Source organism: Schleiferilactobacillus harbinensis DSM 16991 (assembly GCF_000425885.1).
Taxonomy (GTDB): Bacteria; Bacillota; Bacilli; order Lactobacillales; family Lactobacillaceae; genus Schleiferilactobacillus; species Schleiferilactobacillus harbinensis.
Window position 1 is genome coordinate 1 of sequence record NZ_AUEH01000032.1, and the last position, 13712, is coordinate 13712.

General features: G+C 53.4%; 15 protein-coding genes and 1 pseudogene. 12 read left to right on the forward strand and 4 right to left on the reverse strand.

Annotation, left to right across the window (positions count from 1 at the left end; translation table 11 throughout):
* The coding region (locus H627_RS20510; RefSeq protein WP_027828402.1) for a hypothetical protein at nt 1–211 on the forward strand (211 nt) is incomplete at its 5' end.
* 283 nt (nt 212–494) lie between these two features.
* Nucleotides 495–845, forward strand: coding sequence for a hypothetical protein (locus H627_RS0110165; RefSeq protein WP_027828872.1), 351 nt, complete (start codon nt 495–497; stop codon nt 843–845).
* A 104-nt stretch (nt 846–949) separates the two neighbouring features.
* Here the strand turns inward: H627_RS0110165 and H627_RS0110170 are convergent, their stop codons facing one another.
* The gene (locus H627_RS0110170) at nt 950–1894 is read right to left on the reverse strand and encodes a helix-turn-helix domain-containing protein (RefSeq protein ID WP_027828873.1); all 945 of its coding nucleotides are present in this window, start codon (nt 1892–1894) and stop codon (nt 950–952) included.
* A 105-nt stretch (nt 1895–1999) separates the two neighbouring features.
* Here H627_RS0110170 and H627_RS17905 point away from each other — a divergent pair, with 105 nt between their 5' ends.
* The 5 genes from H627_RS17905 to H627_RS0110195 all read left to right on the forward strand — a co-directional run bounded on the left by H627_RS17905 (nt 2000) and on the right by H627_RS0110195 (nt 5127).
* Nucleotides 2000–2956 (forward strand): ABC transporter ATP-binding protein, encoded by a 957-nt coding sequence (locus tag H627_RS17905; RefSeq protein ID WP_051225346.1) that lies wholly within the window; start codon nt 2000–2002, stop codon nt 2954–2956.
* A complete protein-coding gene (locus H627_RS0110180) occupies nt 2934–3710 on the forward strand; it encodes an ABC transporter permease (RefSeq protein WP_035440652.1) in 777 nt (258 codons plus the stop codon). The genes H627_RS17905 and H627_RS0110180 overlap by 23 nt, the downstream gene beginning before the upstream one ends.
* A 90-nt stretch (nt 3711–3800) precedes the next feature.
* Nucleotides 3801–4307, forward strand: a complete 507-nt coding sequence (locus H627_RS0110185) for a hypothetical protein (protein ID WP_027828875.1) — start codon at nt 3801–3803, stop codon at nt 4305–4307.
* A 14-nt stretch (nt 4308–4321) separates the two neighbouring features.
* The gene (locus tag H627_RS0110190) at nt 4322–4825 is read left to right on the forward strand and encodes a hypothetical protein (protein WP_027828876.1); all 504 of its coding nucleotides are present in this window, start codon (nt 4322–4324) and stop codon (nt 4823–4825) included.
* Nucleotides 4826–4911: 86 nt separating this feature from the next.
* Nucleotides 4912–5127 (forward strand): zinc ribbon domain-containing protein, encoded by a 216-nt coding sequence (locus H627_RS0110195; protein ID WP_027828877.1) that lies wholly within the window; start codon nt 4912–4914, stop codon nt 5125–5127.
* Between the two features lie 45 nt (nt 5128–5172).
* Here H627_RS0110195 and H627_RS0110200 read toward each other — a convergent pair whose 3' ends face one another.
* Together H627_RS0110200 and H627_RS0110205 are read right to left on the reverse strand one after the other, a co-directional pair.
* Nucleotides 5173–5979 (reverse strand): Cof-type HAD-IIB family hydrolase, encoded by an 807-nt coding sequence (locus H627_RS0110200; protein ID WP_027828878.1) that lies wholly within the window; start codon nt 5977–5979, stop codon nt 5173–5175.
* Between the two features lie 87 nt (nt 5980–6066).
* Entirely contained in the window at nt 6067–6285 is a 219-nt protein-coding gene (locus H627_RS0110205; protein ID WP_027828879.1) for a hypothetical protein, read from the reverse strand.
* Between the two features lie 254 nt (nt 6286–6539).
* Here H627_RS0110205 and H627_RS20110 point away from each other — a divergent pair, with 254 nt between their 5' ends.
* From H627_RS20110 to H627_RS17910, 4 genes and pseudogenes are all read left to right on the forward strand, one after another.
* Nucleotides 6540–6710, forward strand: a complete 171-nt coding sequence (locus H627_RS20110; RefSeq protein WP_121499982.1) for a fructose-bisphosphatase class III — start codon at nt 6540–6542, stop codon at nt 6708–6710.
* Nucleotides 6676–6969, forward strand: a pseudogene (locus H627_RS0110215) (fructose-bisphosphatase class III); the annotation flags it as partial. The gene H627_RS20110 and the pseudogene H627_RS0110215, both read left to right, overlap by 35 nt.
* 239 nt (nt 6970–7208) lie before the next feature.
* A complete protein-coding gene (locus tag H627_RS0110220) occupies nt 7209–7829 on the forward strand; it encodes a hydrolase (RefSeq protein ID WP_027828881.1) in 621 nt (206 codons plus the stop codon).
* A 116-nt stretch (nt 7830–7945) separates the two neighbouring features.
* Nucleotides 7946–10486 (forward strand): AAA family ATPase, encoded by a 2541-nt coding sequence (locus H627_RS17910; protein WP_051225347.1) that lies wholly within the window; start codon nt 7946–7948, stop codon nt 10484–10486.
* A gap of 60 nt (nt 10487–10546) precedes the next feature.
* On the opposite strand, the gene rsgA is transcribed toward H627_RS17910, so the two are convergent.
* A complete protein-coding gene (gene rsgA, locus H627_RS0110230; RefSeq protein ID WP_121499981.1) occupies nt 10547–11590 on the reverse strand; it encodes a ribosome small subunit-dependent GTPase A in 1044 nt (347 codons plus the stop codon).
* 380 nt (nt 11591–11970) lie between these two features.
* On the opposite strand from rsgA, the gene H627_RS0110235 reads away from it, so the two are divergent.
* Nucleotides 11971–13674, forward strand: a complete 1704-nt coding sequence (locus H627_RS0110235; protein WP_027828883.1) for a M3 family oligoendopeptidase — start codon at nt 11971–11973, stop codon at nt 13672–13674.
* Nucleotides 13675–13712: the final 38 nt, after the last annotated feature.

The window sequence follows — 13712 nt, forward strand, 5'->3', positions numbered from 1 at the left end:
GGGTGATGTTTTCCAGGTCTACGATCATTCACTTCTTTACGACGAAGAAAGCGATTCGATTGTCGACCTTGTATTTGTTGTAACGCCGACCCGCACAAGGTTCCAAATCTACACAGAAAATGTGATAGCCAAGGCCAAGCGCATCTCTATGGGAACGTATGAGATGGCACTAAATCGGTATCCAACTATTCCAGAAGGACCATTTGATTAGGAAAGTTCTTGGATCAAAAATGGCAGCCCCTGCGGACTGCCAAAATCAGTAACTAATTCGCCCCTAATTGGGGAACAACACGAGAACGACCTTTTAATATTTGAGCTGTCCACTTGACGGGGCACCGCCCCCAGGGACCTGTGTTTTATTTTGCCTGGATTTCTCTACCTATGCTTGATACAAAACACTTGGCAGGATTACCTTTAGTATGAGTTGATAACTCGCTCAGTAACAGCTCTCAAAGGTACGCCCAAACGTCACCTTTAAGGAGGTTGTCCGGCCATTGAAAATTACCAGAATGATCAGCTGTATCTTCGTTGACGTTATTGCCATCGGCTTTTTACCAAGCAGCACGCCGCTGCAATTCGTAATCAGTTTTATTTACGTGTTCTTGATTCCAGTGGGTATCCTGACCATGTTTGACTTGCATAACGTACTTAATGGGGTGAACAAGCATAACATGTGGCGCGTCATCGTTATCATTGTCCTAATGTTGCCAATGCTAGCCAAGACACTCGCTTGGCAGAACAGTATCCTATCAATTACAGTGAATGTCCTCATGGCGTTAGCAATCATGCTTGGCGCAATTTGTCTCGGCGTTTACGGTATTAAGTTCACACCGCCGGCATCATAAGTAGTCGCCCGCCACAACAAAGGGCCAACTTCAACAATGGGAAGTTGGTTCTTTTTCGTGATTTGGTAATGCGCGGTGAGTCAAAGTACAAGCCGTTTTTCTGATCATCCCATCCCACCGCTCAGTAAAATATAGCCAGCCGTGGGGTCCTGGAGAATATTCTCCAGCTTGGTCGTCCAGTTTTGCTCACTCTGCTGATCGTGCAACACATGGAAAATAGCAATTGCACTGCGGCAGATGCGTTCCCCAGCGGCCACATGACCCTGGGCAATCATTAGCCAGCCGGAGAAAAACATGGTTTGCACTTGGCCGGTCAAAGTACCGTCACTCTTCTGAGACTGTAGCATCGTCAACACTTCTCCGGCGCGGGGCAGGTCGTGCAGAGCTAACAATACGGTAAAATCTGATGCCAGCAGCCAATATTGCAACGGGCCGAACTCCTTGCTGATACCCAACCGCTGGGATTTACGATAGCCAGTACGCAGCATCTGCAAGTTATCAGCCGGCGCATAGAACATACTGGACCCGATAAACAGCTCGATTTCAAATACACCCCAATCATCCACATTCAACAGATAGTGCCGTAATATATCGATGCTATGTGTATCGGGGGTATGCTTCAAAAATCCGTACATAGCACAATAATAAGCCAACATCAACAGATTGTATTGGGTGGCATTTTCTTGGAAAGCAGCCGCTCGTTTGGCAATCACCGGCAAAATATCCGCAACGGTCTGCGTGCTGTATTCGGACTGATGCAGAAAGTCGTGATCAAACGGCAGGTCGCGATCCGCCATTACTCCGTGAATGGCTTCCCGCGGCGTCTTTTGCGCCGCCGCGAGGGCAAAATCGTATTCAAAGAAAAACTCCTTACACGTCACGTGGATGGCGGCCAGCAGCGGCGCTAATTTAGCCAAAGTGATATCACTCAAGCCCCGTTCAAACCGGGAAATTGTCGCAATGCTAATGCCGGTATCCCGGACTACGTTTTGCAAGGTAATATTCTTATTCTTACGCAAACGCTGATAAATACTGCCATACGTCACCATGCAACCGCCATCCCCTCAATTTGGTTTACTTATCCGTAAATTTGCTCCATCCTAGCACTGCCCCCCGGCGATAATCAAGACAGTTACACAACGGAGGCGATGTTAATGTTATTATCTGCTGCTCATCTCAAAAAAACATATCATACGGCCCACGCGGTTTCTTTTACCGCCGTGTCTGATGTTTCATTCGATGTCGCCGCCGGGCACATCGTGGGGTTTCTGGGTCCAAATGGAGCGGGCAAAACCACCACGATCAAGATGCTGCTAGGCCTCATTACCCCCACTCAGGGGACGATTCAAATCAATGGTCAACAACCACTGCAGGCGCTGTGTTCAGTCGGCGCGGTACTGGAAGGCATCCGCAATCTTTATTGGCGGTTGTCACCGGCTGAAAATTTTGATTATTGGGGCGGTCTGCGCGGTATCCCCCACCAAACGGCCCGTCAGCGCGGCTTGGCCAATCTGGCCCGGTTTGGTCTGTCAGCGAAGGCCAACCAGCCCGTCCGCGAGTTAAGCCGCGGCATGCAGCAGATCGTCGCGATTTGTTGTGCCCTGATCCATCAGCCCAAGCTATTGTTGCCGGACGAACCGACGCTCGGACTGGACCTGCCAGCGGTCGAAAAGATTCAGACAATCATCCGCCAACTCGTTGCTGAGACGCAGTTAGGGGTGCTGCTGACCACCCACGATATGGGCGTGGCCCAGGCGCTAGCCGATGACTTACTGATGATTGATCGGGGAAAAATTGCATTTCGTGGGCGCACTGCCAGTGCCCTGGCTGGATTTTCGCCAGAAACCTATGCCTTGGCATTCACAACACCGCCCAGTCCAGCGGTGATCAGTCAGCTCACCGCTCTGGGCACCCTCAGTCAACCGGCGGCAACCACGCTATTGATTACGTTGCCAAATCCCGCCTATCTGTCACAGCTGCTCGGCGTGCTGAGCCGGTTGCCGCTCACCGCCATCACTAAAAAACAGGCTGACCTGGCCGCACTCTTTAAACACGTCCTGGCTAGCCCCAAGAAAGAAGGTGAAGACCATGCGTATCGCCCTGCAAAGTGAATTGCGGCGCACCCTGCTCCTCATGCGGCGGTATCCCACCGAAACCGCCGCCCAGATCATTCTCGCCGTCGTCAGTTTCTACGCGCTTGCCCTGGGCGGCCGGTTCATGGCTGGCGGCACCCTGCTGGGGACCCGGATGACGGACTTAATTATCGGTTACGTACTCTGGATGCTGGTTCTCAATACCGTGGGTGACATGGGTTTCGGTATCGCCGAAGAGGCTGAAAACGGCACACTGGAACAGCTTTTCCTATCACCATTAGGACCTCTGCGGCTGTTTATGATGCGCGCCGTCATCACGCTTGGCACGTCTCTGGTTTTTATCATCTGCGTGCTGATTGGTATTCTGCTGCTGACAGGCATTCGTTTACGCCTGGAATTGGTCCAATTAATCCCCTTTAGTTTAGCTTTGCTCGTGGCGCTAGCGTTAGGTCTGCTGGTCGCCAGTTTGGCGATTGTATTTAAACGAGTATCCCAAGCCCTATCGATCATCCAATTCGGCTTCGTGTTCCTGCTCATGATTCCTTTCGATACCGGCGGCCCCTTGCTGGCCTTTGTTGGTCACTTTGTACCATTGGTGCCAATGTTTTCGCTGCTGCGCCAGATGCTGCACCATCCTGCTGGCTTTGCTGGCGGCGGCTTACTTCTGTTTTGGAGTATGGTGAATACACTGGTGTGGCTGCTGGTCGGTCTTATTACATTTCAGCAGGCTACCAATGCGGCGCGTCATCACGGGACGATTGGGCATTATTGAGGTTCTCAGAGTCCGAAAACGGTTGCTTAAATAAATTGAAATTCGATATAATCACAGAAACTGTAATCTCTAGAAATGAGGCGAGTTTCCATGGCCCACCAGCAGCAGATCGTTTGGCACGACATCACGTTCCATTATGATGACCGGGCGATCCCTTTATTACGGCCCGATGATCAAGAATTATTATTTGCCAATCGGGAACGGGACGAAGTGATCGTCTATTTTCAACTTAGTAAAAGCGGTCAAGTGCTGGCCTATCCTAAGTACGGCGGCAATCTTACATTTGTGACCATGCACGAATTCCGGGTCGGTCTCAATCTGGACAGTGTCCTCGATATGCCTGCCGCCACACCGCCAACCTATCAACGCATGTCGTTCCATCAGTACACGATCATCTATGATCAGCGGGCCACACCCTTCATCCAGGCAGCTGGCGATGATTTAGTATTTGTGACCCGCCTGCGTGACGAAATCAATGCGCATCTTCAAGTTGACCACAATGGTCAGCTCAGCGTGTCGCCCGGTTATGGTGTCCGATTTGTGTTCACCAGCGCTGGCGAAATGACCGTGGCCCTGACGTTGGATGACTCATTGTAAAAGGGGGCAAAGCTTTGGCTTATCACCAAGTTCTCTTCCAGGATCTGCTGATCCATTATCCCGACCAAGCCACTCCGTTCATGACACCGGCCAGGGATGAACTTCTATTTGCCAGTCCGCATAAGGACGACCTTTACGGAACTGTACGCGTGGCTTCTGACGGATTCGTTTTTGCCGTGCCGAAATACGGTGGTGTGTTTTCCTTTCTGACACCGCGAGAACTCCAGTTGGATATCAGCTTTCCAGTTAACCCGTTTGTGCTCAGCAATCCGCCAGCCAATGCGGCTCTACTTTTCCACGGTATTACTGTCAATTACGATCATCAACTCATTCCCTTTCATCGCGCTGATGACAACGAATTGCTCTTCATCGATGGCACCTATGACATGATTGCGGCCTACATCCGCATCAATCCAGACGGCAGCGTGCTCACTTTTCCTAACGGCGGCGCGCGCTTTGCCTATGTCAACGATCACGAGATCACAGTGCTTGCTACCACTGATGATCCCGCCGACTAGCCGGCAACCCCAAAATAATCCTGAAGAAACCTCTTCCATTCTCGTCCCACATATGCCATGATAATGCGCAAAGAAGGTGATTCTCTATGGATAAGCAACAATATGTCTGTCCCAAATGCGCCAACGAAACCTACGAAGCTGATCAGTTTCAAGCCACCGGCGGCAACTTTGCTAAGATCTTCGATGTTCAGAACAAGAAGTTCGTGACCATCAGCTGTACCCGGTGCGGGTATACGGAGTTGTATCGGGCGACGTCCAGCGAAGGCTGGAACGTGCTGGATTTCTTACTGGGCGGCGGGTAGTCAAAAATGCGTCCTGGCCAATTGAATGGTCGGACGCATTTTTAACTACCTTGTTTTTGCTAAGACATGCTGCTCAATGTAGGCCAGCACGCCACTAGCGGTATTAGCCGGGGCCACGGCGTCGGCCGCCCGCCGGATCGCCACCGCCGCGTTCGCCATGGCCACCGAATGGCCAACATAACGGAACATGGACAGGTCGTTAGCCCCATCGCCAAACGCCCACATTTCTGCCGGCGCAATGGCCAAACGCTGGCTGAGCTGATGCAGTGCCCAGGCCTTGTCCAGGCCTGGTTGAATCAAATCGATGATTCCCGTCCCGCTGGCGGTGGGGACCGCTAACCCAGCCAGTGATTGGCGCAAAGGTTCGGTTAGTTTGTCCATCGCCTGGGGATCGCCGATCATATCGAATTTCACAATATCCTGAGTATACGGGGCCAGGTCTGGTACGGCCGTCACATGGGGATAGTAGCCGCGCATGTTCGCCGCAAATTGCGGGTCGGCGTCCTGCCGAATCCAAACGGTCTCAATCCCGCAGACCGCCACCTGGGCAGCGGGATAAGCCGTCATGATCTGCAGCATTTTAGTCACTGTCTCTGGCGCAAACGTAGCCGCGGTTAGCGGTTCGCCGTGGAGCTGAATCTCCGCACCGTTTTGGCCGATAAAATCAACGTTTGGAAAATCAGCAAACAGCCGCTGCATCTTAATCGTCTGATTGCCGCTGGCCGCGACGAACCGGATGCCGCGTTCTTGCAACTGCGTGTAGACCTGTTGAAACCGATCATGATCAAACGTGCTGTGGTCATCCAAAAAGGTGCCGTCCATATCGGCGGCAATCAAACGTACAGGTGTCATCGTGCCCTCCAGTATTCGTGAATATTCTTACATTGTACCATGGCTGACCACGATTTTTTTACCTGAATTGCAATCAATCGGTCAGACTCAACCCGTGTTCAGCCCAATTGATACAATCAGGACACACAGCATGACAATGCCGATAAAGATGATCGAAAGAATCAATAAAATTACCGTTTTTGCCATTTTTGATAAGCCCGCTGATTTGAGGATAATCACAAACAGCACGATCACCAAAAGCAAAATTACGAGCGGCACAATCAAGAACGGTCCTTTTACTTTGATCAAGTTCATAATGAAGTCCATTATCGTCACCTCGTCGATGGTCTGCGGGAATTACCGATAAAAGCAGCTGAGAAAGTAACCGATTTAATTTTAGCACCAAGCATTCTATTTCACAATGTTATTGAATTACCGTCACCAAACCGGATAATGGTCTAGTCCATCTTCTAACTTTTGCATCACTAGTTAAGCTTACATTTTAATCAAGCTGTCCACCGCTCTTTTTCTTCCAATACTTGCTATAATGAGCACATCACTAACAAAGGTCGTGCAACCCCATGCAAGAATTGGAAAAATCCCTACTGCGGGAAAAATACCCCACAAAAGAAGCCGTCACCACCGAAATCATCAACTTGGAAGCCATTCTCAACCTGCCTAAGAGCACCGAAGCCTTTATGAGCGACATCCCGGTCGCCCATTCTGGCAGATGGCAAAATGCTGATCATTGACGGCGGCTTTGCCCGGGCCTATCAGCCCACTACGGGGATTGGCGGTTACACGCTGCTGTATAACTCGTATGGTTTGCAACTGGTGACGTTGCAGCCCTTTACGACGCGGGCTAAAGCAATAGCCGAATTGAGCGATATTGTAACTACCAAGCGCATCGTGGAGCAGGCGATTGCCCGCAAGACCGTGGCGGAGACAGATGTGGGGACGAAGTTGAAGGCCCAGGTGGCGCAGCTGTTGGAGTTGTTGAAGGGGGAGTGAGCGGCTACTCCTCCTAAACGGGCTCCAGCGGCCAGAAGCTAGACAAACGTAAGGCAGGGGCGCATAAAACCCGGTTTTAGGTTTTATGCGCCCCTGCCTTACGCCGACGCTTCTGAGCGGCCGCTTCCGCCCTCTTCTCTCTCCAAGCATATTTCTTCCATTCCCCGCCTCACCCTTCTAAAATAAACTTGATTCCGGTAATAGCGGATACATTTTCAAAAATATTGGGGGTATTTTCAATGACAAGTTTTCCGCGTCGTGACCCGGTGGATGACCAATTGTTAACACCGGAGAATTCTGCTCTGCTCGTGATCGACTATCAGCCGACCCAAATCAACTCCATCGCTTCAATGAATCATTTCCAACTGATCAACAATATCATCACTACTGTTCGGCTGGCCCAGCTGTACAAGGTGCCGATTGTGCTGTCCACAGTCAACGTCACCTCCGGCCGCAACAAGGACACGATTCCGCAATTGAAGTCTGTCCTGGGGGACCAGCCGTCAATTGACCGGACCAGTATCAATGCCTGGCAAGACGAAGATTTCGTCAAAGCCGTCAAAGCCACTGGCCGCAAGAAATTGGTTATTGCCGCGTTGTGGACTGAAGCCTGTTTGACCTTCCCGTCCCTGGACGCGATGCGTGAAGGCTACGACGTTTATCCCGTCGTTGATGCCGTGGGCGGCACGTCCACGATTGCCCATGAAACCGCGCTGCGCCGGGTTGAACAAGCCGGTGCACAACTGGTTTCCAACGCTCAGCTGGCCTGCGAATGGCAGCGGGATTGGAACCGGGGCGAAACGGTGCCCGGTTTCGTGAAGATCTTGCTGGATGCTGGCGACTTTATCAACCTTGAGTAATTGATTTTTCTTGAAGCAGGTCAAGTAGGCCTGCTTTTTTCGTCCGCCAGATTCCGTTATACTGGAACTACGTAACATACGTTTGCCCGGACAGGCAGAAAGGCGGGAAGATCGCGATGCTCTCCAGTAATAATGAATTGTTCAAAAACGTGCCGTTGCGCATCACCCGCCAGCTCTTTGAACGGGCGAATACGGATTATCGGGTCTATGCCGCCAGCATGCTGGACCCAAAGTTAGAGATCCCCGTGGACCAGCGGGGCGAATTGACGATTACCGGTGAGATGGCCCATTACGACGAGGGTACGGTCACTAAGATGGATCTGCTTTACGATGAACCAGCCAGCCATCGATATAATAAACCATCCTATCAATTGAAGGCCGTGCACTACGGCCTGCCGGAGGACGCGCCGGGGCAGTGGGCCTTCCTGACCCAAGCTCTGGCCAAGAGTCCGGCCACCTTGGGTAAATTGGTGGATGCCGTACCGCCTAACGAGAAAATTCTGGACCTGTTATTGAATGGCAGTCTGCTGGATAAAAAAATCACCGGCGTCGGGGAAAAGACCTTGCTCCGGCTGCAGGCCATCGTCAAGCGCAATACCGATTTGAGTCTGCTTATGGCGGCGTTCGGCGACCGGCTGACGCCGATTGCTTATCAGCATGTCTTCGACCACTTCGGCGATGCCAAGCGGGCAATCAAGCAGATCAATACGGATCCTTACATCCTGATCGAAGTCGGCGGGATCGGCTTCAAAACAGCGGACAAGTTTGCCCTGGCCGCCGGGATTCCCCGCAACGACCCGCGCCGGATTCAATTCGGGATGCAGTATGTCTTTGCCACGGAGATCCTGGCCAGCGGCAATACCTTTGCCTCCATCAAGTTCTTCGTGGCTAAGTGTACTGACGCCTTGAGTGTCGCCCCAGTGGATGTGACCCCGCAGTTGACGCCAGAAGCCGGCTGGCGCAACGGGTTCGTGGTCAATACCAAGTACCAGCTGGTCACCACCATGGCAATGTACGTTAAAGAAGCCGATCTTTTTCAAGGCATCATGAAAGCCGAGAAGCAGCGCTGGCCGGTGCTGGAAGAAGAGAAACTGGCCGCCGCCATCACTGAATTTGAAGCCAAACACCGCGTCACCCTGGATGACCAGCAGCGCGCCTTTCTCACCACCGCCAACACTCGGGGCATCACCGTCCTCAATGGTGCCGCCGGCACGGGGAAGACTTGGATTATCAACGTCTTCGTGCAGATCATGAAGGCCCACAATAAGAAATTGACCCTGATGGCGCCCACCGGCCGGGCAGCGAAAGTACTGCGGGATTATACCGGCCATTACGCCGGGACGATCCACGCCCGCCTGGGGTTGATGCCCGGTTTCGAGTTTGCTGCCTATACCCGCCAGGGCAACACGGACGCCTATGGCAAGAGCGACTTCATTATTGTGGACGAATCGTCGATGCTGACGACTGATCTGGCCTGGGAGCTGGTCCGGTCGGTGGTGTATGAAAAGCGCCACCTGATTTTCGTCGGCGACGCCTCCCAGCTGCCCGCGATCGGGCCCGGCAACTTTCTCAACGACCTCGCCCAATCCCCGGCAGTCGCCACGATCACCCTGAAGCACGTCTACCGCCAGGGCGCGAAGTCCGGCATTCTCGATTTGGCCAGTACGATTCGGGAACGGGAACCGCTGCCCTTCAATGCTGCCCAGCCGGCCTATTTATCAGGCAGTCTGCGGCTGTATAACCAGCGGGATGAGGCAACGATCGCTAATACGCTGATTGCCGCCTATCATTCCCTGTGGGCCGGCAACGGGCATGATACGAACCAAATGCTGCTGCTGGTCAACCGCAACAAGGGCACGCTGGGCCGGATGCAGATGAATGCCCGGATTCAGCAGTTTGCCTGCCCCGCGGTGCCCGGCCAGCCGGAGTACGTCGCCCCCTATGTCAATCCGGACACCGAGGAACCGGACACCTTCCGGGTAGGCGACAAAGTGATGGTGCTGGCTAACGACAGCCGAGCGCAGAAGGTGGACCCGAATACCAATCGGCGCATTGTCGCCACCAAAGACGACGAAGACGATGTCGCCGCCAGCGACCATGTGGATTACGAAACCACCGTGATCACCAATGGCGACACGGGCCTGATCACCCATATTGACGTGCGCCGCCACTTCTTGGTGGTCCAGGTGGATGATGATTATGTCTACTTTAGCTTTGGCGGCTTGACCAACAAGATTGCCCTGGCCTACGCTGTCACGGTGTATAAGTCCCAGGGCGGCCAGGCAGCCCACGTACTGATCGGTCTGGCGCCCTCCGGCAGCATGGTCAACGCCCAGTCCTTTTACACCGCCATCACTCGGGCGGAGGCCAGTGCGGACTGTTACGGGGACTTCGGCATGCTGACCAGCCGCCTGCAAATCGTGCCGGTGGAACACCGCCATGATCTGTTGAAGAATTTCTTGTCTGGGCGACTGGATGTCGATACCTTCGGCCAGCAGCCGGTGGCCGCTATGCGGGATGTCCTCGCACCGCTGCCCCAAGCCGCGCCGGTGCCGGCAGCGGATAAACAAGCGGCACCCAACAAGCCGCGTTTGACAGTGGCTGTGGACCCGGAATTATTAGCCATGCTGAAGCAAAAGAAACAAGATCACAAATAAATAGCAAGAACCCGGACAGGCCCTGATTTTTCAAGGCGTGCCCGGGTTCTTTAATAACTGCTATTCGGCATACCGCCGTTTATTGGCCCGGTGCGTCAGCACTTTGGCCCGCTGGGCGGTCTGCTTCGCCAAAAAGGCATTCTCCCGCTGTAATTTGCGATAACTGACTAACCGCTGGGGATCCAGCGTGCCTTCTGCGATGGCCGCTTGCACGGCACAGCCCGGTTCCCGCTCATGGGTACAATTCCGGAAGCGGCACTGCGCCGCTAAGGTCTCGATGTCCTGGAAGCTCTGGGCGATCGCCCCCGTATCGGTGGTGTCCCACAATTGCAGTTCCCGCATCCCCGGGGTGTCCATGAGCAGGCCGCCATTGGGCAGCCGCAAAATCTCGCGGCTGGTCGTCGTATGCTTCCCGTGATCGTCGCCGGCCCGGGTATCATTCGTGACCTGGACGGTTTCGCCCAGCAGCCAGTTGGCCAGTGTCGACTTGCCGGCCCCAGAGGAGCCCAGCAGCACGACGGTTTGGCCCTCTTGAAAGTACGGCAGAATTTCTCCCTGCCCTAGATTGGTAATGGCACTGACGGCATGGACCGGCAGCCCAACCGCGCTCTCTTCGACCTGGGCGATCTGCTCTTGGACATGGTCCGTTAAATCGGCCTTGGTCAGCACCACCACCGGGTTCGCACCGCTGTCATAAGCTACCGTCACATAGCGCTCTAAGCGGCGCAGATTGAAGTCATGGTTCAGCGCCATAACGATAAAGACCGTATCCACGTTAGCGGCGACGACCTGGGCATCGGTGGTCAGCCCCGCCATCTTCCGGGTGAACTGAGAAAACCGCGGCACAACCCGCTCGATCAGTACCGGGCCGTTCGCTGTCAGCCGGCAGACCACCCAGTCGCCCACGGCGGGGAAATCCGCCCGGGACACTGTATTAAAGCGGAACTTGCCGGTAATCTCAGCACTCCGCGGTCCCGCGGCCGTCATCACTTGGTACAATTCCTTTTGCTCACCGATCACCCGGGCTAGTTGGGTCTGGTCCGTGACCGGTACGGTATTACGAATACGGTCGGTGAGCCCGTAAGTTGTTAAATAATCTATCACTATTTCCCTCGCTATCTTTAATGTCTCAGCCAAAATAGCGGGCAATTATTCGATTTTTGGGTATAAAAATACACCTGGCAGAAAAACTGTCCACTATCGTTCGTCAATAGTTGGGCCGCTTAGTTGCCAAGTGCTGATGGTGTTCACTAAATGATTAATCAGCCAAGGAATAAGCGGCGCCCAGTACAATGCTCTTCTTTGTTGTCTTTGCCATAGTCGCCACGTCCTTTCAAAATTGATTAACCCCAGTCTAATGGCTGGATGAGGACCTTGTCAAGGCGGAAAAAATATTTTCTCGTTGATTCGCCAATTGAAAGGCTTGCATCTGCCCCCCAGTTCCGCCAAAATGAGAGTATTCAACGATTGGAGGAAACCACCTAATGGACTTCAAAGAAGCACCCTACACCCGCCCAGACTTTGACCAAATCAAAACGAGTCTGGCCACTTATACCACGGCCTTAAAAGGGGCCGATGATCCGGATACAGCATTAGCGGCCGCCACCGCGGCCAACCAGCTGATCAACGACTACACCTCGCAGGCCATGCTGGCCCAGATCCGGCACTCCATTGACACCAATGATGAATTCTACAATAAGGAAGACGACTATTGGAACACCAATGGCCCGTTGTACGAAAACGAAGAACGCAAGTACAAGGCCGCCGTGGTCGCCAGCCCTTACCAAGAAGTCCTCGGCCAGATCTATCCCAAGCCGGACATCATGAGTATGCAAAACGACTTGAAGATGGCCAACGAGGCAATTATTCCCCTGCAACAAAAGAATAATGCACTGGTCAGCGAATATGCAAAATTAGTCGCCAGCGCGCAAATCGACTTCCAGGGCGAAACCTTGACCCTGGCCCAACTCGGTCCGTACCGGGAAAGTGCTGACCGGGCCACCCGCAAGGCAGCGACTGAGGCCTATTGGGGCTTTTTTGCCGACCACGAAGCCGACTTCGACCGGATCTACGATGACATGGTCAAAGTGCGCACCGAGATTGCCCACACCCTGGGCTATCCCGACTATTCCGCGCTGAGCTACGTCTACATGAATCGCTTCGGCTACGATGAACCCATGGTGGCGCAATACCGCAAGACGGTTTTGGAAAAAGTCGTGCCGTTGACCCAGAAGCAATATACCAAACAAGCCAAGCGGTTAGGGTTGGCCAAGCTGGCCTACTACGACTTGCCCGTCGCGTTCAAGAGCGGCAATGCCAAGCCCACCGGCACGCCCGATGAACTGGTGGCCACCGCGCAGCAGATGTACAACGACCTCTCGCCAGAAACCGGCGATTTATTTGCCTTGATGGTCAAGAACCACCTGTTTGACCTGCTGGCGAAAAAAGGCAAGCAAAGCGGCGGCTATTGTGAATACATTCCGTCCTTGCAGGCGCCGTTTATCTTCGCCAACTTCAACGGCACCTCCGGCGATGTGGATGTCCTGACCCACGAGTTCGGGCATGCCTTCCAAACCTATTCTTCCCGCTGGATCAAGGACGGGCTGAGCACCTTCCCGACCTTCGAAGCCGCAGAAATTTTCTCCATGTCCATGGAATTCATTACCTATCCGTGGATGAAGGGCTTCTTCGGCGCCGCCGAGGAGAAATACAAGTACAACCATCTGGAAGCCGCGCTGGAATTCCTGCCCTACGGCATTCTGGTCGACCACTTCCAGCATGAGATTTATACCCATCCAGAATGGACACCAGCAGAGCGCAAGGCGTGCTGGCGCGATTTAGAGAAGCAATACAACCCGGAACGGGATTACAGTGAGAATGAAGCGCTGGAACGGGGGATTTACTTCTTCCGGCAAGGCCACATTTTTGAATCCCCGTTCTATTATTTAGACTATACCATCGCCCAAGTGTTGGCTTACCAGTTCTGGAAACGGTTCAATGTGGACCATGATCCCCAGGCCTGGGCGGATTACACCACCATGGCCAAGGCTGGCGGTTCCCAGACCTTGATGGAACTGATCCAGACCGGTCATCTGGCGTCACCATTTGAACCCGGCGCGCTGGACGACACCTTGACGGCGATTAGTCAGGCGTTGGATGGTGTTGATGATCAGGCGTTAGACAAGTAATTGACGGTTGGAAAAGCGGCGAGTGATTCTTTGAAAAA

Excerpts from the sequence above, each read along its gene's own strand:
- H627_RS0110170 (WP_027828873.1), bottom strand. The coding sequence starts at position 1,894 with ATGGTGACGTATGGCAGTATTTATCAGCGTTTGCGTAAGAATAAGAAT.
- H627_RS17905 (WP_051225346.1), top strand. The coding sequence starts at position 2,000 with ATGTTATTATCTGCTGCTCATCTCAAAAAAACATATCATACGGCCCAC.
- H627_RS0110180 (WP_035440652.1), top strand. The coding sequence starts at position 2,934 with ATGCGTATCGCCCTGCAAAGTGAATTGCGGCGCACCCTGCTCCTCATG.
- H627_RS0110185 (WP_027828875.1), top strand. The coding sequence starts at position 3,801 with ATGGCCCACCAGCAGCAGATCGTTTGGCACGACATCACGTTCCATTAT.
- H627_RS0110195 (WP_027828877.1), top strand. The coding sequence starts at position 4,912 with ATGGATAAGCAACAATATGTCTGTCCCAAATGCGCCAACGAAACCTAC.
- H627_RS0110200 (WP_027828878.1), bottom strand. The coding sequence starts at position 5,979 with ATGACACCTGTACGTTTGATTGCCGCCGATATGGACGGCACCTTTTTG.
- H627_RS0110205 (WP_027828879.1), bottom strand. The coding sequence starts at position 6,285 with ATGGACTTCATTATGAACTTGATCAAAGTAAAAGGACCGTTCTTGATT.
- H627_RS20110 (WP_121499982.1), top strand. The coding sequence starts at position 6,540 with ATGCAAGAATTGGAAAAATCCCTACTGCGGGAAAAATACCCCACAAAA.
- H627_RS0110220 (WP_027828881.1), top strand. The coding sequence starts at position 7,209 with ATGACAAGTTTTCCGCGTCGTGACCCGGTGGATGACCAATTGTTAACA.
- H627_RS17910 (WP_051225347.1), top strand. The coding sequence starts at position 7,946 with ATGCTCTCCAGTAATAATGAATTGTTCAAAAACGTGCCGTTGCGCATC.
- H627_RS0110235 (WP_027828883.1), top strand. The coding sequence starts at position 11,971 with ATGGACTTCAAAGAAGCACCCTACACCCGCCCAGACTTTGACCAAATC.